The 17,313-nt window shown below is 67.2% G+C and carries 18 protein-coding genes; 11 read left to right on the top strand and 7 right to left on the bottom strand.

All coding sequences use genetic code 11. The features are described from left to right. Positions 1-126: 126 nt before the first annotated feature. The 8 genes from WKR98_RS01665 (at position 127) to hslU (ending at position 8,492) form a co-directional block, all read left to right on the top strand. Positions 127-1,068, top strand: a complete 942-nt coding sequence (locus WKR98_RS01665) for a Bug family tripartite tricarboxylate transporter substrate binding protein (RefSeq protein ID WP_341431837.1) — start codon at positions 127-129, stop codon at positions 1,066-1,068. Positions 1,069-1,082: 14 nt separating this feature from the next. Beyond that, complete coding sequence (locus tag WKR98_RS01660; RefSeq protein WP_341431836.1) at positions 1,083-2,600, top strand: sulfatase-like hydrolase/transferase; 1,518 nt, start codon at positions 1,083-1,085, stop codon at positions 2,598-2,600. A gap of 95 nt (positions 2,601-2,695) precedes the next feature. After that, positions 2,696-3,889 (top strand): class I SAM-dependent rRNA methyltransferase, encoded by a 1,194-nt coding sequence (locus WKR98_RS01655; protein ID WP_341431835.1) that lies wholly within the window; start codon positions 2,696-2,698, stop codon positions 3,887-3,889. A gap of 262 nt (positions 3,890-4,151) precedes the next feature. Continuing rightward, on the top strand, positions 4,152-4,640 hold the full coding sequence (locus WKR98_RS01650; protein WP_124691569.1) for a Fur family transcriptional regulator: 489 nt from the start codon (positions 4,152-4,154) through the stop codon (positions 4,638-4,640). A 35-nt stretch (positions 4,641-4,675) separates the two neighbouring features. Next, on the top strand, positions 4,676-5,812 hold the full coding sequence (locus WKR98_RS01645) for a CobW family GTP-binding protein (RefSeq protein ID WP_341431834.1): 1,137 nt from the start codon (positions 4,676-4,678) through the stop codon (positions 5,810-5,812). A 233-nt stretch (positions 5,813-6,045) separates the two neighbouring features. Beyond that, the gene (gene dksA / locus WKR98_RS01640) at positions 6,046-6,471 is read left to right on the top strand and encodes an RNA polymerase-binding protein DksA (protein WP_370282629.1); all 426 of its coding nucleotides are present in this window, start codon (positions 6,046-6,048) and stop codon (positions 6,469-6,471) included. Between the two features lie 162 nt (positions 6,472-6,633). After that, positions 6,634-7,170 (top strand): ATP-dependent protease subunit HslV, encoded by a 537-nt coding sequence (gene hslV / locus WKR98_RS01635; protein ID WP_341431833.1) that lies wholly within the window; start codon positions 6,634-6,636, stop codon positions 7,168-7,170. A gap of 5 nt (positions 7,171-7,175) precedes the next feature. Further along, positions 7,176-8,492 (top strand): ATP-dependent protease ATPase subunit HslU, encoded by a 1,317-nt coding sequence (gene hslU / locus WKR98_RS01630; RefSeq protein ID WP_124692506.1) that lies wholly within the window; start codon positions 7,176-7,178, stop codon positions 8,490-8,492. Between the two features lie 3 nt (positions 8,493-8,495). Here the strand turns inward: hslU and WKR98_RS01625 are convergent, their stop codons facing one another. Both WKR98_RS01625 and cueR read right to left on the bottom strand, forming a co-directional pair. Further along, entirely contained in the window at positions 8,496-8,789 is a 294-nt protein-coding gene (locus WKR98_RS01625) for a copper-binding protein (protein ID WP_124691566.1), read from the bottom strand. 98 nt (positions 8,790-8,887) lie between these two features. Continuing rightward, positions 8,888-9,319, bottom strand: coding sequence for a Cu(I)-responsive transcriptional regulator (cueR, locus tag WKR98_RS01620; RefSeq protein WP_130357868.1), 432 nt, complete (start codon positions 9,317-9,319; stop codon positions 8,888-8,890). A gap of 415 nt (positions 9,320-9,734) precedes the next feature. Between cueR and argB the strand changes: the two genes are divergently transcribed. The 3 genes from argB (at position 9,735) to slmA (ending at position 12,360) form a co-directional block, all read left to right on the top strand. After that, positions 9,735-10,664: an acetylglutamate kinase gene (argB, locus tag WKR98_RS01615; protein WP_341431832.1), complete on the top strand. Its 930-nt coding sequence runs from the start codon at positions 9,735-9,737 to the stop codon at positions 10,662-10,664. 280 nt (positions 10,665-10,944) lie between these two features. Further along, complete coding sequence (locus WKR98_RS01610) at positions 10,945-11,712, top strand: pyrimidine 5'-nucleotidase (protein ID WP_341433765.1); 768 nt, start codon at positions 10,945-10,947, stop codon at positions 11,710-11,712. Between the two features lie 69 nt (positions 11,713-11,781). Then, entirely contained in the window at positions 11,782-12,360 is a 579-nt protein-coding gene (gene slmA, locus WKR98_RS01605; RefSeq protein ID WP_124691563.1) for a nucleoid occlusion factor SlmA, read from the top strand. 17 nt (positions 12,361-12,377) lie between these two features. Here slmA and WKR98_RS01600 read toward each other — a convergent pair whose 3' ends face one another. The 5 genes from WKR98_RS01600 to gpmA all read right to left on the bottom strand — a co-directional run bounded on the left by WKR98_RS01600 (position 12,378) and on the right by gpmA (position 17,287). Then, positions 12,378-12,773, bottom strand: a complete 396-nt coding sequence (locus tag WKR98_RS01600) for a VOC family protein (RefSeq protein WP_161567967.1) — start codon at positions 12,771-12,773, stop codon at positions 12,378-12,380. Beyond that, positions 12,770-13,534, bottom strand: a complete 765-nt coding sequence (locus WKR98_RS01595; RefSeq protein WP_341431831.1) for a HesA/MoeB/ThiF family protein — start codon at positions 13,532-13,534, stop codon at positions 12,770-12,772. The genes WKR98_RS01600 and WKR98_RS01595 overlap by 4 nt, the downstream gene beginning before the upstream one ends. Continuing rightward, complete coding sequence (locus tag WKR98_RS01590) at positions 13,531-15,045, bottom strand: S41 family peptidase (protein WP_124691560.1); 1,515 nt, start codon at positions 15,043-15,045, stop codon at positions 13,531-13,533. Before WKR98_RS01590 ends, WKR98_RS01595 begins: the two co-directional genes overlap by 4 nt. Before the next feature lie 134 nt (positions 15,046-15,179). Further along, on the bottom strand, positions 15,180-16,538 hold the full coding sequence (locus WKR98_RS01585) for a murein hydrolase activator EnvC family protein (protein WP_124691559.1): 1,359 nt from the start codon (positions 16,536-16,538) through the stop codon (positions 15,180-15,182). Next, a complete protein-coding gene (gpmA, locus tag WKR98_RS01580) occupies positions 16,535-17,287 on the bottom strand; it encodes a 2,3-diphosphoglycerate-dependent phosphoglycerate mutase (protein WP_341431830.1) in 753 nt (250 codons plus the stop codon). Before gpmA ends, WKR98_RS01585 begins: the two co-directional genes overlap by 4 nt. Between the last annotated feature and the right edge of the window lie 26 nt (positions 17,288-17,313).

Genomic DNA, 17,313 nt, shown 5'->3' with positions numbered 1-17,313 from the left:
CGGTGCCATATCCGGATGAATATGGCCCGCGGCGAATTCGCGATTGGCCTGCCGCCCGGGAAGCGGCCATCATTCCTGGCAAAGGACTTCAATCAGATCCCGGGAGACACGGCGATGAATGCGCCCATGGTATCCAAGTTGGCAGGCGCCTGGTTTCTCTGCCTGGCGTGTTCCGCGCCGCAGGCGTCGACTTATCCCTCGCGTTCGATCACGATCGTCGTGTCCTCGGCGCCGGGCGGCGCGCTGGACACGGTGTCGCGCATCGTCGGCAATCAACTGGCCAAGGGGCTCGATACCCCGGTCGTGATCGAGAACCGGCCCGGGGCCAATGCCAGCATAGGCGCGAGCGCGGTCGCGCGGGCCAGGCCGGACGGCTATACCTTGCTGGCGACCAGCGAGAACGCCCTGACCATCGTGCCCGCGCTGATGCCGGACCTGCCCTACGACGTGCGGCGGGACTTCACGCCCATCTCCCTGCTCGCGACGCTGCCCATGGTCGTGGTGGCGAGTCCGTCATCGGGCCTGCGCTCGCTGGACAGCCTGCTCGATACCGCGAAGCGCAGCCCGGGCAAGCTGCGCTTCGGTTCTGCCGGCGACGCCTCCGTCCACTATGTTGGCATGGCCTTGCTGCAGAAGGCGGCGGGCATCAGCATGATGCACGTTCCCTACCGGGCGGGGCCGCAGGCGATGAACGACGTCATGGCCGGCAACATCGACACCATGCTGCTCGCGCCGGGACCGGCCGAACAGCAGCGCAAGGCCGGCCGGATGCAGGCCCTGGGCGTGACCTCGGCCCGGCGGCTGGATGTCATGCCCGACGTGCCGGCAGTGGCCGAAGCGCTGCCGGGCTATACGTTCGAGGCCTGGTTCGGTCTGCTGGCGCCGGCGGGCCTGCCGGCCGACGTCCAGGCCAGGCTTCATGCCGAGGTCGCGCGGGTGCTGGCGCTGCCCGAGGTATCGCGGCAACTGGCCGAGGCGGGGATCGTCGCGACGTCGTGCTCGCCGGCCGAGTTCGCGCGGCGCATCGCGTCCGAACGGGACCAGGTCCTGAATACCCTGAGGAAATGAGCGGATACCAGCGCATGAACATCATCTTCATCACGTCGGACCAGCACCGTGGAGACTGCTACGGCTTCGAGGGCCGGCACGTCAGCACGCCCCACCTGGACGACATGGCGCGGCACGGGACCCGCTTCGCCCACTGCGTGACGCCCAGCGTGGTCTGCCAGCCGGCGCGCGCCTCGATCCTGACGGGCCTGCTGCCGATGACGCATGGCGTGAGCGACAACGGCATCGACCTGCCGGCGGCAATGGGGGAACGCGGATTCGCCGCGGCGCTGTCGAACGCCGGCTATCGCACCGGATTCATCGGCAAGGCCCACTTCGCCTCGCACCTGACCTTCGAGCCCACGGGCAGCCCGGAGTGCCGCCACAGCCAGGCCAGCTTCGGCGCCGACTGGAACGGCCCCTACATGGGTTTTCAGCACGTGGAGCTGATCGTTGAGGGGCACAACAACCATCCTCCCTTCGAACCGCCCGCCGGGCAGCACTACTCGCGCTGGTACTACGGCGATGGCCGGGGGGCGGAGCGCAACGCGCTGTATTCCCGGGACCTGGGTCCCTCGACCGGCGGCGCCTGGGAAACGCATTACTCCGCCCTGCCGGTGGCATGGCACAACTCGACCTGGATCGGCGACCGGACCCTGGAGTTCATACGACGCAACCACGACCGCCCGTTCGTCGTCTGGGCATCGTTCCCGGATCCCCATCATCCCTTCGACTGTCCCGAGCCCTGGTCCAGGCTGCACGCGCCGTCGGACATCGACCTGCCACGGGTGCGGACGCGCCGCCTGGAGGACAAGCCGTGGTGGCACCGAGCCTACCTGGAGGGCGTGTCGACCGTGGGCCGCGAGGACCTGCGGAGCCTGCGCATCCGGCCGGCGAACGAGCCGCCGTCCGATGCCCAGCTTCGGCACATCATCGCCAACTACTACGGCATGATCTCGCTCATCGACCACCAGGTGGGCCGCATCGAGGCGCTCGTCTCCGAACTGGGCCTGGCCGGCGACACCCTGGTCGTCTTCACCTCCGACCATGGCGAATGGCTGGGGGACCACGGCCTGTTGCAGAAGGGACCGATGCTGTACGACGGATTGATGCGCGTCGGCATGATCGCCAAGGGGCCCGGCATCCCGCCGGGCAAGATCGTGGCCGATCCGGTATCCACGCTGGACGTGGCCGCCACGCTGCTCGACTACGGTGGCGTGCCGGCCCCCGCGCCCATGCACGGCGCGACGCTGCGCGGCCTGATCGAAGGGCGTGACCGCCGCGAACATGCCTTGTGCGAATGGGACCTGGGCGCCGGCCGCAGGGGGGTGCCGCTGCAGCTGCGGGCCGTGCGCACGGCGACCGCCAAGCTGACGATGGAGATGGGCAGCGGAGACGGCGAGATGTACGACCTGCAAGCGGATCCGCAGGAGACGCGCAACGTCTTCCACGAACCCGGATATGCTGGCCTGCGCGCGCGGCTGGAGGCCATGCTGGCAGCGCGGCCCGACGACGTGTATGCCAGCAAGCCGGCGTATGCCGGCCTGGCCTGAGCCGGCTACCGGACGGGCGGGATTTGGGCCTCGGGCCCGGCGGCGGTACCATGGCGGCCTGCCATCCGGCCCCATCCCGCTTTGAAGAAGTCCCGATGAACGACGTCGTTCTCAAGCCCGGCAAGGAAAAATCCCTGCTGCGGCGCCATCCCTGGGTCTACGCCACCGCCGTGGCGCAGGCCGTTGGCCGGCCGCAGGCCGGCGATACCGTGCGCGTGGTCGACGGCCGCGGCAATTTCCTGGCCTGGGGCGCTTACAGCCCCGATTCGCAGATACGCGTGCGCTGCTGGACCTTCCGCGAGGACGAACCGGTCGACGCCGGCTGGATGGCCGCCCGGGTGGCCGACGCCGTGGCCCGCCGCGCCACGCTGGCCGGCCGTACCGACGCGGTCCGGCTGGTGTTCGGCGAGGCCGATGCGCTGCCGGGCTTCGTGGCGGACCGCTACGCCGGCCAGTTGGTGGTCCAGTTCCTGGCCGCCGGGGTCGAGCGCTGGCGCGACGTCCTGGTCGACGCGCTGGTGGCCGCCACCGGCTGCGCCGACGTGTACGAGCGCTCCGATGCCGCGGCGCGCGAGCGCGAGGGCCTGGCGCCCCGCACCGGCGTGCTGCGGGGGACGGAGCCGCCCGCCGAGGTCGAGATCGTCGAGGACGGCGTGCGCTACGGCGTGGACGTGGTCCACGGCCACAAGACCGGCTTCTACCTGGACCAGCGCGAGAGCCGGCGCCGGGTGGCGGAACTGGCCGCGCTGGCCGGGCCCGGCGCCACGGTGCTGAACTGCTTCTCGTACACGGGCGGTTTTTCGCTGGCGGCCATGCGCGCCGGGGCGGCCCGCGCCGTGTCGGTGGATTCGTCGGCCGACGCGCTGGCGATGGCCGCCCGCAACGCGGCCCGCAACGGCCTGGACGAAGCCGCCTTCGAGTGCCGGGTGTCCAAGGTGGCCGAGGCGCAGAAGGCGCTGGCCGCCGAAGGGCAGTTGTTCGACATCGTGGTGCTGGACCCGCCCAAGTTCGCCCCCTCGGCGCACCACGTGGACAAGGCGGCGCGCGCCTACAAGGACGTCAACCTGAAGGGCATGAAGCTGGTCAAGCCGGGCGGCTACCTGCTGACCTTCTCGTGTTCGGGCGCCATCGGCGTGGACCTGTTCCAGAAGATCGTGGCCGGCGCCGCGGTGGACGCGCGCCAGGACTTCGTGCTGCTGGAGCGGCTGGCGGCCGGGATCGACCATCCCATGCGCATGACCCACCCCGAAGGCGAGTACCTGAAAGGGCTGCTGTTGCAGCGGGTCTAGGGCGTATTCGTCCGCTTTCGTCGCAAACGGTTACCAAAATCGGCCGAAAGGCTTGAATTCCCCCAAAGCGCCCCCATATCTCGCCTCTGCCGGCGGCGATTCGTGGTACACCGTCCGGTGCTTTTTGCCTGGGGCGGTTTCCCCGGGGGGAGAAGCAGTTTGCGCCGCAGGGCAGACCGGGGGTTAGTCCGGGTTTGCCCTGGCAAAGCGGCTTGTGCTGTAATCCGGCCCCGCTTGGCGGGCCGAACGGAAGGAGCGACGCGTGGAGGATCTGGCCCGCGAGGCGATACGTGCCCAAGGCGCACGAGTCACCGCAACCCGGGTGCATGTCTTGGCGACCCTGATGGAGGTGGCGAGCGCGCTGTCGCACCAGGAACTGTTCGACCGCATCGGGTCGTCGGTGTCGGTCGACCGGGTCACCGTGTACCGCGTGCTGGAGTGGCTGGTGCAGACCGGCCTCGCGCACCGCATCGCCGGGGAAGACCGCGTCTGGCGCTTCAGCGTCGCCCGGCCCGGCGACGATGCGGGAACGCCCCACGCGCATCACCACCACGGCGAGCCGCATGGGCACTTTCAATGCGATGTCTGCCGGCGCATGTTCTGTATCGATGCACCGGTGGGTATCCAGCAGAATCTCGATCGCCTGCCCGACGGTTTCGAAGGGCGCGATGTGGAAATGGTCGTGCGCGGGCGCTGTCCCGCCTGCGTCCAGGCCGGCCGCGAAGCCGGCGACGAACGCAAAACGCATTGACGCGTCCCTGGACGCATGTGCAAGGAGCTGTATAGATGAAGGCTGCGGACAAAACACCGAAGCAGATTCCGGTCACTGTCCTGACGGGGTTCCTGGGCGCGGGCAAGACCACGCTGCTCAACCGGATTCTGACTGAGCACCATGGCCGCCGGATCGCGGTGATCGAGAACGAGTTCGGGCCCGAAGGCGTGGACAATGATCTCCTGATCCAGGACCGCGACGAACAGATCATCGAGATGAACAACGGCTGCGTGTGCTGCACGGTGCGCGGCGATCTGGTGCGCATCCTGATCGACCTGAAGGACAAGCAGCGCGCCGGCGCGCTGAAGTACGAGCGGGTCATCATCGAGACCACCGGCATGGCCAACCCCGGCCCGGTGTGCCAGACCTTCTTCATGGAAGACGAGGTGGCCAGCTACTTCAGGCTGGATGCCGTCATCACCGTGGTGGACGCCAAGCACGGCATGCAGACGCTGGACGAGCAGCCCGAGGCGCTCAACCAGGTGGGCTTCGCCGACCGCCTGCTGGTTTCCAAGGTGGACCTGGTCGACGACGCCGACTACCAGGCCCTGCGTTCGCGCCTGGTCCACATCAACCCGCGCGCCACGATCACGCCGGTCAACTTCGGCGAAGTCGACCTGAAGGAAATCCTGGACATCAATGGCTTCAACCTGAACGCCATCCTGGACATCGATCCGGAGTTCCTGGCCGACGAACATCCCGATGCCGCGGCGCATGACCACGGCCATGACCATGATCACGGGCACGATCATGGCCACGACCACGGTCACGAACATGGCGAGCAGTGCGCGGTCGACGGCTGCAACGACCCCGGCCATCATCATGCGCACGGCCATCACCACCACCATCACGACGACGCCATCGGCGCCTTCGTGTTCAAGTCGGACAAGCCGTTCGACCCCATGCGCCTGGAGGAATTCCTGGGTGGCGTGGTGCAGGTGTACGGAACCGATTTATTGAGGTACAAGGGTATTCTGTACATGAGTGGCGTGAACCGCCGGATGCTGTTCCAGGGCGTGCACATGCTGATGGGCGCCGATGCCGGCCGGGCCTGGGCGCCGGGCGAAAAACGCGGCAGCAAACTGGTCTTCATCGGCCGCAACCTGCCCCGCGATGTCTTCATGCACGGCCTGGAGCAATGTCTGGTGTAGGTCGCCCCCCCCTACGCGCTGACGCGTGCCCCCCAGGGGGCGGCGCTGGCGGACCGGCGGAGCCGGATCCGCGGCGCCCATGGTGGGATACCCGGCTTGCCGGGAGCGATTGGAATATGCGGTGCTGTGTGGGAATTGGAAAGCCTTATTGATTCGCGCGGAGCATTTTCATGGCAACGAAAGCGTCGAGCAAAACCTTAAAAGTCACTCAGGAGGACGCGTTGGAAAACGTGATGACCAAGCCGGCCGAGGCCGTGCTCTCTGAAAAAGAGTTGTTGGCCATGCCCGAGGCCGACTATATGAACGAAGCGCAGCTTGCCTTTTTCAAGAGCCGGCTCCAGGAAATCGAACGCGAGCTGCTGCAGAACGCAGGTGAAACCACCGAGCACCTGCGCGAGACGCCTTTCGTGCCGGATCCGGCCGATCGCGCCACGATCGAGGAAGAGCATGCGCTGGAACTGCGCACCCGCGACCGCGAGCGCAAGCTGCTGAAGAAGGTCCAGCAGGCCCTGGGCCGCATCGAGTCGGGCGAGTACGGCTGGTGCGAGGAAACCGGCGAGCCCATCGGCGTTGCCCGGTTGCTGGCGCGGCCCACGGCCACGCTGTCGCTGGAGGCGCAGCAGCGCCGCGAACTGCGGCAGAAGCTGTACGGCGACTGACGCGATCGTCCGCGCGATCCGTATGAACGGCGCCTCTGGCGCCGTTTTTTTGCCCGGTCGGCCTTGAATCGGGACTTTCGCGCCCCCACCTACCGTAGCAGTCGTTTTCGCTCGTCGGCCCGGCGCGCCAGCGCGGGGCCACGGGCCCATCAGGAAGAGCAAATGGAACAATTCCACGGCACGACCATCATCAGCGTGCGCCGCGGCAACCGCGTTGCCCTGGGCGGCGACGGGCAGGTCACCCTGGGAAACATCGTCATGAAGGGCAGCGCCCGCAAGGTGCGCCGCCTGTACAAGGATTCGGTGCTGGCGGGTTTCGCCGGCGCCACGGCCGATGCCTTCACGCTGATCGAGCGTTTCGAGGGCAAGCTGGAAAAACACCAGGGCCACCTGCTGCGCGCGGCGGTGGACCTGACGCGTGACTGGCGTACCGACCGCGTGCTGCGCCGGCTGGAAGCCATGCTGATCGTGGCCGACCGGGAATCGACGCTGGTGCTGACCGGCAACGGCGACGTGCTGGAACCCGAGCACGGCCTGGCGGCCATCGGCTCGGGCGGCGCCTATGCGCAGTCCGCCGGCCTGGCGCTGCTGCAGAACACCGACATGGCGCCCGAGGACGTCGTCAGGAAGTCGCTGGCGATCGCGGGCGATCTCTGCATTTACACCAACCAGCATCACACCGTCGAGGTACTGGAATGAACATGATGACCCCCGGTGAGATCGTCTCCGAACTGGACAAGTACATCGTCGGCCAGGACCGCGCCAAGCGTTCAGTGGCCATTGCGCTGCGCAACCGCTGGCGCCGCCAGCAGGTGGCCGAGCCGCTGCGCCACGAGATCCATCCCAAGAACATCCTGATGATAGGGCCGACGGGCGTGGGCAAGACCGAGATCGCGCGCCGCCTGGCCAAGCTGGCCGATGCGCCCTTCGTGAAGGTCGAGGCCACCAAGTTCACCGAGGTGGGCTACGTGGGCCGCGACGTCGACACCATCATCCGCGACCTGGCCGAGGTGGCCGTCAAGCAGGTGCGTGAAGCGGAGATGCGCCGGGTGCGCACGCAGGCCGAGGACGCCGCCGAGGACCGCATCCTGGACGTGCTGGTCCCGCCCGCGCGCGACGCGATGGGCAATCCCCAGCGTGACGACAATGCCGCGCGCCAGACTTTCCGCAAGCGCCTGCGCGAAGGGCAGCTGGACGACAAGGAGATCGAGATCGAAGTGGCCCAGTCCGTGCCGCAGATGGAGATCATGTCGCCGCCGGGCATGGAGGAAATGACCGAGCAGATCCGCGGCATGTTCGCCGGCATGGCCCAGGGCAAGAAAAAGGTCCGCAAGCTGAGCATCAAGGAAGCCTTCAAGCTGCTGGTGGACGAGGAAGCGGGCCGCCGCGTGAACGAGGAAGAGCTGCGTACCAAGGCGCTGGCCAGCGTCGAGCAGAACGGCATCGTGTTCCTGGACGAAGTCGACAAGATCGCCACCCGCCAGGAAACCAGCGGCTCGGACGTCTCGCGCCAGGGTGTGCAGCGCGACCTGCTGCCGCTGGTCGAGGGCACGACCGTCAACACCAAGTACGGCATGGTGCGCACCGATCACATCCTGTTCATCGCGTCGGGGGCCTTCCACCTGTCGCGGCCGTCGGACCTGATCCCCGAGTTGCAAGGGCGCTTCCCGATCCGGGTCGAGCTCGATTCGCTGTCGGCCAAGGATTTCGTGCGCATCCTGTCCGAGACCGACGCCTCGCTGGTCAAGCAATATACGGCGCTGCTCGAGACCGAAGGCGTCAGGCTGGAGTTCACCGACGAGGGCATCGAGCGCCTGGCCGAATTGGCCTTCGCGGTGAACGAGAAGACCGAGAACATCGGCGCGCGCCGGCTGTACACGGTGATGGAAAAGCTGCTGGAAGAGCTGTCGTTCGATGCGACCCGCAAGAGCGGGGAAGTGGTGCGCATCGACACCGAATACGTCAACCGGCAGCTGGAAGAAGCCGCGGCGCACCAGGACCTGGCGCGCTACGTGCTCTAGGCCTTATTTCGGCTGGATGGCCGTGATGGTGTACTGGCCGTTGATCTTGTCGGCGGCGAAGCGCACGTTGTCGCCGGCCTTGATCTGGTTCAGCATCGAGGGGTCCGCTACCTTGAAGACCAGCGTCATGGCCGGCAGCTGAAGGTTCGAAATGGGGCCGTGCTTGAGGGTGACCTTGCCGTTCGCCGCGTCGATGCGGCGCACCTCGCCTTCGGCATTGAGCGCCTGCGCAAGCGCGGCGCCCGCGGTCAGCGCGAGGGCGGCGACCGTGGCGATCAGGGCGAGTAGACGTTTCACTGCGTTCTCCTTCTGGCGATAGACGCGGCGGGCTGGCCGCCGATACCTGAAATGCTAACAGGGTCCACCAGCGCGCCGCCCGGGCATGGGGATTGGTTTCATCCGTTGCAGGTGTGCTCGGCCAGGCCGCGCGTGCCCATGCCGGGGGTGGCCAGGCCGCTCAGGATGGGGCAGTCCGGACGGTGGTCGCCGTGGCAATGGGAGGCTAGCTGCTCCAGCGTGGCCTTCATGGCTTGTAGACCGCGGATCTTCTCGTCCAGTTCATCGATGTGCGCGCAGGCCAGGCGCTTGACCTCGGCGCTGGGCCGGCCGCGGTCGTTCCACAGTTCCAGCAGCGTCCCGATCTGGGGAATGGAAAAGCCCAGGTCGCGCGCGTTGCGGATGAACTGCAGCATATGGACGTCGCTTTCGCCGTAGAGCCGATAGCCGGACTCGGTGCGGTGGGCGGGCGGTATCAGTCCTATGGATTCGTAATGCCGGATCATCTTGGCCGAAACGCCTGAGGCGTCGGAAGCCTGTCCTATGTTCAGCGCTTGCATGGCAATCTCCTTGGCAGATGGAGCGGATTCTAGACCTTGCCATCATGTCAAGGTAAATACGGTCGTTCGCCGGTATTTCAAGCCGTGCCGGCTGCGGTGGACAACCCTGGGGACAAGGCTGTGGAAAGCCGTTGGAAACCCATGTGGAAAACTTGTGGGCAACGGTGTGGAAAGGCTGTGGGCAAGCTGTGGGTTTCCTGGGGAAATCAGGTGGACAACCGGGGGCGGCCATGTGGAAAAGCTGTGTGGAACTCTGTGGGAAAGCCGTGGACAGCCCTGCGGACAAGCCTGGGGAAAAGGCCGGGACAAGCCCGGGATAACGGCGGGATATCCTGTGGACGGAATCCGGCGGGCGCAGTGGCTACAATTGAGCCTGTTTGCCATTCCTTCCCTCAGGCGCGCCGCCATGACCGACACCAACCAAGCAGATTCCTCGTCTTCCGAACACGGGCCGCTGGCTACGCTCACGCCACGGATCAAGGCCGGCGTGCTGGCCGAAGCCCTGCCGTACATCCGCCGTTTCCATGGCAAGACGATCGTGGTCAAGTACGGCGGCAACGCCATGACGGAAGAGCGCCTGCAGCGCAGCTTCGCGCATGACGTGGTGCTGCTCAAGCTGGTGGGCCTCAATCCCATCGTGGTGCACGGCGGCGGCCCGCAGATCGACGATGCGCTCAAGCGCGTCGGCAAGCAGGGCACCTTCGTGCAGGGCATGCGCGTGACCGACGCCGAGACCATGGAAGTGGTGGAGTGGGTGCTGGGCGGCCAGGTCCAGCAGGACATCGTGATGATGATCAACGAGTTCGGCGGCAAGGCCGTGGGGCTGACCGGCAAGGACGGCGGCCTGATCCGCGCCCGCAAGATGCTGATGCCGGACAAGAACAACCCCGGCGCGCAGCTGGACCTTGGCTTCGTGGGCGAGATCGCGTCGGTCGATCCGTCGGTGGTGAAGGCGCTGCAGGACGACCAGTTCATTCCCGTCATCTCGCCCATTGGCTTCGGCGAGGACGGCATGGCCTACAACATCAACGCCGACCTGGTGGCCGGCAAGATCGCCGAGGTATTGCACGCCGAGAAGCTGATCATGATGACCAACACCCCGGGCGTGCTGGACAAGAACGGCAACCTGCTGACCGGCCTGACCGCCAGCAAGATCGACGAGCTGTTCGCCGACGGCACCATCTCGGGCGGCATGCTGCCCAAGATCTCGTCGGCCCTGGAAGCCGCCAAGAGCGGCGTGAATTCCGTGCACGTCGTCGACGGCCGCGTCGAACACTGTCTGCTGCTGGAAATCCTGACCGCGCAAGGCGTGGGAACCATGATCAAAAGCCACTAGTAGAAGGCCCCCCCTACGCGCTTACGCGCGCCCCCCAGGGGGCGGCACTGGCGGACCGGCAGAGCCGGATCCGCTGTGCCCTGGCAACTCACCGTTTGGTTGAGGGTAGTTTTCGTTCATGAGTCAGGATATATCCACACAAACTCTCGCATCGTTTTCTTCGGACCCAGGATGCGGCGGATCCGGCTCCGCCGGTCCGCCCGCATCGCCCCCTGGGGGGCGCGCGCAGCGCGTAGGGGGGGACCTCTACGTAAGTGAAGTGGCGGCGGCGGTGACCGGCGTGCCTTCGGTGGCGTCGGCGCCGCGGCGGCAGGTGCGGCGGCCGCTGAGCCGGGTGCGGGTGACGCGGCGGCCGGTGGGAGCGGGGAAGGGGCAGCCGGTCTGGTTCTTCGACCTTGACAACACGCTGCACGATGCCTCGCACGCCATTTTCTCGCACATCGATTTGTCCATGACCCAGGCGGTCATGGAGACGCTGAACGTGTCCGAGGAAGAGGCTCATGTGCTGCGCAAGCGCTATTGGCAGCGCTACGGCGCGACGCTGATCGGCATGGTCCGGCACCACGGCGTGTCGCCGGCGGAGTTTCTGCACCGCAGCCACAGCTTCGACATCCGTCCGCTGGTGCGCGCCGACAAGGATTTGCGTAACCGGTTGTCACGGCTGCCCGGACGCAAGATCCTGTTGACGAACGCGCCACATAATTACGCCCGCACCATTCTCCGCCACCTGGGCATCCTGCACTGCTTCGACAGTCTCTGGGCGGTCGAGGACATGCGGTTCCACGGCGAATTCCGGGTCAAGCCTTCACCGGCCCTGATGCGCCACGTCATGGCGATGGAGGGAGTAAGCGCTAACAATTCCGTGCTGGTCGAGGACACGTCCGCCAACCTGCGCGGTGCCCGCAGGGCCGGCATGCGCACGGTCTACGTGCGGCATCCGGGCACGCCGTTCGCCAAGACGCATCGAGGACGTCCGCTTTTCATCGACCTTCAAGTAAACTCCGTCAGTCACTTGTTGTTACAGCGTCGCGCCCTGCGCCGCAGCTAGCCGTTTCCGCTGGAGTCGGCTCTTCGAAGCGGGCGATTTTTCCTCCTTTGCACGGAAACCCACCGCGACATGGCCTCTAGCAAGACGGGCGAGCGCAAGACCCAGATCCTTCAGATGCTGGCCGAGATGCTCGAGCACCCCAAGGGCGAACGCATCACCACCGCGGCGCTGGCCGCGCGTCTCCAGGTTTCCGAAGCCGCGCTGTACCGGCATTTCGCCAGCAAGGCCCAGATGTTCGAGGGCCTGATCGAGTTCATCGAGACCTCGGTGTTCGGCCTGTTCAACGTCATTTCCGAATCCGAGACCAGCGGCCTCGCCCAGGCGCGCAAGGCGATCCTGATGCTGCTGACCTTCGCCGAGCGCAACAAGGGCATGACGCGGGTGCTGATCGGCGATGCGCTGGTGTCCGAGGACGAGCGGCTGCAGGAACGCATGAACCAGTTCCTGGACCGCATCGAGGCCTCGCTGCGGCAGTGCCTGCGCAACGCGCTGGCCTTGAACGAGCTGCCTCCCACCGACGACATCCACGCGCGCGCCAGCCTGATCCTGCATTTCATCCTGGGGCGCTGGCAGCGCTATGCCAAGAGCGGCTGGAAGAAGTCGCCGTCGGAGTTCCTGGACGTGCAGATCCAGATCATGCTGGCCTGATCGCCGCCGCCCGGCGGTCAGTCCCGGCTGGTGCCTTCCCAGCCGCTTTTCGAGATGTCGAACACCACGCCGAAGGGGTCCTTGAACTTCTTCTCGAAGTTCTTCTTTTCCGGATCGTTGCCGAGCGAAAAGAAGAACTTGCCGCCCGCCGCCTCGATCCGGCGCTCGGCCTCGGCCAGGTCGTCGACCTGGAAGCCGAAGTGGTGCACGCCGGCAAAACCGCTGGACGGCGCCAGCGGATGGCCTTCCTTGTACTGCAGCAGCGCCAGGTTGGTGCTGCCGTCCGACAGGTAGATGCCCGAGCCCATTTCCAGGTCGTCGCGCCCGACGCGCTTCATGTCGAAGGCGGTTTCGTAGAAGGTGGCGGCGGCCTCGAGATCGGGGACGACCAGCGCGATGTGCTTGATTTTCATGGGGACCTCCCGGGACGCTGGCCGCATACCGGGCAGCCCGCGTCCCGGCCCACCCGCACTTCGTGCCACTTCATCGCCAGCGCGTCCAGCATCAGCAGGCGCCCCGACAGGCTGGTGCCGATGCCCGCCACCAGCTTGATCGCCTCGGCCGCCTCGGTCGAGCCGACGATGCCCACCAGCGGCGCGAATACGCCCATGGTGGCGCAATTGACTTCGTCCACGTCCTCGCCATCGGGAAACAGGCAGTGATAGCACGGCGCGTCGTCCCGCCGCAGGTCGAACACGCCGACCTGGCCGTCGAACCGGATGGCCGCGCCCGATACCAGCGGCTTGCGGTGCCGGACACAGGCGCGGTTGATGGCGTGGCGGGTCGCGAAGTTGTCGGTGCAGTCCAGCACGATGTCGACGGCGGCCACCTGGGCGTCAAGCGCCTCGTCCATCAGCCGCTGGGTCAGGGCCTGGACGGCGACCTCGGGGTTGATGGCGGCCAGCGTCTGCTTGCCGGATTCGGCCTTGTAGCGGCCCACGCGGTCGGTGGTGTGCAGGATCTGGCGTTGCAGGTTGGTCAGGTCGACGGTGTCGTCGTCGGCCAGCACCAGATTGCCCACGCCCGCCGAGGCCAGGTAGAAGGCGGCGGGCGACCCCAGGCCGCCCGCCCCGACGATCAGGGCACGCGCCTCCAGGAGGCGCTGCTGCCCTTCGATGCCGATTTCGTCCAGCAGCACATGCCGCGAATAGCGCAGTAGCTGCTCGTCGTTCACTTGGCCGGCGCGGGAACGGGTTGTTCGGGCGGCGCGGGGACGGGCGCGGCGGGCTTCTCGTCCTTCGTGGCGTCCTTGGCCTTTTCGGCGGGGGTCTTGTTGCGCTCGGCCAGTTCGGCGGCGGCCTTGGCCACGTCTTCCGCCTTGGCCAGCTGCACCGGCTTGCCGGCCAGCAGGTTCATCGCCTGCGCGAGCTGGAAATCGTCGGCGCTGCCGAATTCGATCGGCTTGATGGCCTTGCGTTCGGCGGCCTTGGCCGGATCCTGCGCCGCCGACTTGATCTCGCCGTTGGGATCCTTGTCGTTCAGCAGGTGCTTGGCCAGGTCGGCTTCGCGCGGCCGCTCGTACAGATCGCCCTCGGGCGTATCGGTGACCGGGTAGTCGGGCACGATGCCCTTGGCCTGGATGGAGCGTCCGTTGGGCGTGTAGTAGCGCGAGGTGGTCAGCTTGATGGCCGAATCGCGCGAGATCGGCAGGATCACCTGCACCGAGCCCTTGCCGAAGGTCTGGGCACCCAGCACCCGGGCGCGCTTCTGGTCCTGCAGCGCGCCGGCCACGATTTCCGAGGCCGAGGCCGAGCCGGCGTTCACCAGCACCACCATGGGCACGGTCTTGGTCCAGGCCGGCAGGCGCTTGATGTAGTCGTCGCTGCTGCGCAGGTAGTCGGCCGGGTTGGTCTGGTACTTGCGCTTGGCGTCGGCGGTGCGGCCGTCGGTGGAGACCACCAGGGTGTTCTGCGGCAGGAAGGCGGCCGAGACCGCGATCGCGCTGTGCAGCAGGCCGCCCGGGTCGTTGCGCAGATCCAGCACCAGCGCCTTCGGCACGCCGCTCTTGCCCAGGCGTTCGAGGTGCGTGGCGAGGTCGGCGCCCGTCTGTTCCTGGAACTGGGCGATCCGCACGTAGGCGGTATTGCCGTCCAGCGTCTTGCTGCGCACGCTCTGGACCTTGATGATGTCGCGCTCGATCTTGACGACGATGGGCTGCGCCTCGTTCTTGCGCACCAGCGTCAGGGTGATCGAGGTCTTGGGCTTGCCGCGCATCAGCTTGACCGCGTCGTTCAGCAGCAGGCCCTTGGTGGACTTGTCGTCGATCTTGATGATGAGGTCGCCCGCCTTGACGCCCGCGCGCGCGGCGGGGGTGTCCTCGATGGGCGAGATGACCTTGACGAAGCCGTCCTCGGTGCCGACCTCGATGCCCAGGCCGCCGAACTCGCCTTGCGTGGCGGTCTGCATTTCGCGGTAGGCATCGGCGTCCAGGTAGGCCGAGTGGGGGTCGAGGTCGGACAGCATGCCGGCGATGGCGCCGTCGATCAGCTTCTTGTCCTCGACCGGCTCGACGTAGTTGTTCTTGATGGTGGCGAAGACATTCGAGAACTGCCGGAGTTCTTCCAGCGGCAAGGGGCCGCGGGTTTCCCGTTGGGCCACGGCGGTGATGCCCAGGCTGACCAGGACGCCGGCGACCACGCCCAAGCTGACCAGGCCGATACTGCGAACTTTACTCTTGCTGCCCATGTATTCCTCCGGGCCCCGGTTGGGGACGTCCAACGTTTGACATCCCAGGGGCCTCGCGGGTTCTCGTCGATAGGTTGAATGTGCTGGGGAAGGCGCGCAAATGCGCGTGCAATCAGGATATCCGGGTAGGGGGGTCAGCGCAACGAGGCCCACCGCAGCGGGTCGAACGGCGCGCCTTTGTGCCGCAGTTCAAAGTATAGGCCCGATTCCGCCTGTCCTCCGGTGGCGCCCACGTTGGCCACGATGTCGCCGCTCTTGACGTCGTCGCCGACGTGGCGAAGCACCGACTGGTTGTTGCCGTAAATCGACAGGTACTGGCTGCCGTGGTCGATGATCAGGAGGTTGCCGAAGCCCCGCAGCCAGTCCGCGAAGACCACCTTGCCGGCTGCCACGGCCCGCACCTCGGTGCCTTCGCTGGCGCGGATGAAGACGCCCTTCCAGGTGCCGCCTTCGCCGCGGGCGGCGCCGAAGCGGCCGACGATGTCGCCCCGCACGGGCAGGCGCAGGCGGCCGCGCAGCTTCTCGAACTGGCCGGACAGCGAGGCGTCGGGCAGGGTGTCGTTGCGTGCGACGGCCCGCTCCGGCGGCGGCTCGGGTGGCGGCGGCGGGGGAGGCTTGCCCGCTTCGCGCGCGGCCTGTTCGGCGGCGCGCTGGGCGGCGGCGCGCCTGGCCGCTTCCTCGGCCCGGCGGGCGAGTTCCGCCTTGCGCGCCTGCTCGGCCTTGCGGCGGGCTTCCTCGGCGCGTTTGGCCAGCATGCGGGTCAGGTCCTCGATCACGCGCGACAGGCGCCGCTCGTCGCGCGCCAGGCTGGCGGCCTGGCGGCGCTGGCTGCTCAGTTTGGACGAGATGTCGGCCAGTACCTTGCGGCGCTGGTCGGACTGCTTGAGCAGTTCCTGGCGCTGGTTGTTTTCCTCGGAAGCCAGTTGTTCGAGTTCGCCGCGCTTGGTGTCGGCCTGGGCGCGCAATTGGGCCAGCTCGTCCAGCTCGCCCTGCAGTTCGGTCACGGTGGTGGCCCGGGCCTGGGCGATGTAGCCCAGGTAGGCAAGATTGCGGTTGAGCCGCTGCGGGTCGTCGCCCGACAGCAGCGCGCCCCAGGGCGTGAGCCCGCCCACCGCGTACTGGCGGCGCAGCAGGTCGGCCAGGTGCGCCTGGCGCTGGGCCAGGTTCTTTTCCTTCTCGGCGATGGCCTGCTTCTGGCGCTCCAGCTCGGCGTTGGCGCGGCGCTGGGCGTTGCTCAGCTCGACCAGCCGGCGGTTGACCTTGGAGATGGTCTGTTCCGACTCCTTCAAGGCGTCGGCGGCGTCGGCGTGTTCTTCCTCGCCCTCGGCGATGTCCTTCTTGAGCGCCTCCAGCCGCTTGCGCAGGGCTTCGCGCTCGCGCGCCACGGCGGCCGGGTCGGAGGACGCCTTGCCCGCGTCGGCGGCGGCCGCGGCAAGCGGCCAGCCCGACGCAGCGGACAGCGCGATCAGCAGTATCGCCGCGAGCCGTTTCACTTGGCCTTGGCCTTTCCTTGCGCGGCCACGGCGGCCATGGCCGCGGCGATCTCGTCCGCGTTGCCCAGGTAGTAGTGGCGGATGGGCTTGAGGTCGTCGTCGAGTTCGTAGACCAGCGGCTGGGCCGTGGGGATGTTCAGGCCCACGATGTCGTCGTCGGAAATGCCGTCCAGGTGCTTGATCAGCGCGCGCAGGCTGTTGCCGTGGGCGGCGATCAGCACGCGCTTGCCGGCCTTCAGCGAGGGCGCGATGGTTTCGTTCCAGTAGGGAACGACCCGGGCCACGGTGTCCTTCAGGCACTCGGTGGCCGGCAGCTCGCTGGCGGCCAGGCCGGCGTAGCGGGGGTCGAAGCGCGGATGGCGCTCGTCGTCGGCCGCCAGGGGATTGGGCGGGATGGCGTAGGCGCGGCGCCACACCAGGACCTGCTCTTCGCCGAACTGGGCGGCGGTCTCGGCCTTGTTCAGGCCCTGCAGGGCGCCGTAGTGGCGCTCGTTCAGGCGCCAGCTGTGCTCGATCGGCAAGTACATGTGATCCATGGCGTCCAGGGCGATCCACAGGGTGCGGATCGCGCGGCGCAGGACCGAGGTGTAGGCGAGGTCGAAATCGTAGCCTTCCTGCTTGAGCAGTTCGCCCGCCTTGCGGGCCTCTTCGCGGCCTTTGTCCGTCAGGTCGACGTCGGTCCAGCCGGTGAAGCGGTTTTCAAGGTTCCATTGGCTTTCGCCGTGACGCATCAGTACGAGTTTGACCATGTCCCAGGAGCGCAGGGGCGCTGCGC

Origin of the sequence: Pigmentiphaga sp. YJ18 (genome assembly GCF_038066655.1) — a bacterium.
In the GTDB taxonomy this organism is placed as follows: domain Bacteria; phylum Pseudomonadota; class Gammaproteobacteria; order Burkholderiales; family Burkholderiaceae_B; genus Pigmentiphaga.
Note: the sequence above shows the minus strand (reverse complement) of the source record. Positions and strands in the feature narration are given on the sequence as shown.

What these genes read in the sequence shown, in the direction of transcription:
- WKR98_RS01645 (WP_341431834.1), top strand. Translation starts at nt 4,676, where the DNA reads ATGAAGGCTGCGGACAAAACACCGAAGCAGATTCCGGTCACTGTCCTG.
- hslV (WP_341431833.1), top strand. Translation starts at nt 6,634, where the DNA reads ATGGAACAATTCCACGGCACGACCATCATCAGCGTGCGCCGCGGCAAC.
- WKR98_RS01590 (WP_124691560.1), bottom strand. Translation starts at nt 15,045, where the DNA reads ATGGGCAGCAAGAGTAAAGTTCGCAGTATCGGCCTGGTCAGCTTGGGC.
- dksA (WP_370282629.1), top strand. Translation starts at nt 6,046, where the DNA reads ATGACCAAGCCGGCCGAGGCCGTGCTCTCTGAAAAAGAGTTGTTGGCC.
- WKR98_RS01665 (WP_341431837.1), top strand. Translation starts at nt 127, where the DNA reads ATGGTATCCAAGTTGGCAGGCGCCTGGTTTCTCTGCCTGGCGTGTTCC.
- WKR98_RS01655 (WP_341431835.1), top strand. Translation starts at nt 2,696, where the DNA reads ATGAACGACGTCGTTCTCAAGCCCGGCAAGGAAAAATCCCTGCTGCGG.
- argB (WP_341431832.1), top strand. Translation starts at nt 9,735, where the DNA reads ATGACCGACACCAACCAAGCAGATTCCTCGTCTTCCGAACACGGGCCG.
- WKR98_RS01600 (WP_161567967.1), bottom strand. Translation starts at nt 12,773, where the DNA reads ATGAAAATCAAGCACATCGCGCTGGTCGTCCCCGATCTCGAGGCCGCC.
- gpmA (WP_341431830.1), bottom strand. Translation starts at nt 17,287, where the DNA reads ATGGTCAAACTCGTACTGATGCGTCACGGCGAAAGCCAATGGAACCTT.
- hslU (WP_124692506.1), top strand. Translation starts at nt 7,176, where the DNA reads ATGACCCCCGGTGAGATCGTCTCCGAACTGGACAAGTACATCGTCGGC.
- WKR98_RS01660 (WP_341431836.1), top strand. Translation starts at nt 1,083, where the DNA reads ATGAACATCATCTTCATCACGTCGGACCAGCACCGTGGAGACTGCTAC.
- slmA (WP_124691563.1), top strand. Translation starts at nt 11,782, where the DNA reads ATGGCCTCTAGCAAGACGGGCGAGCGCAAGACCCAGATCCTTCAGATG.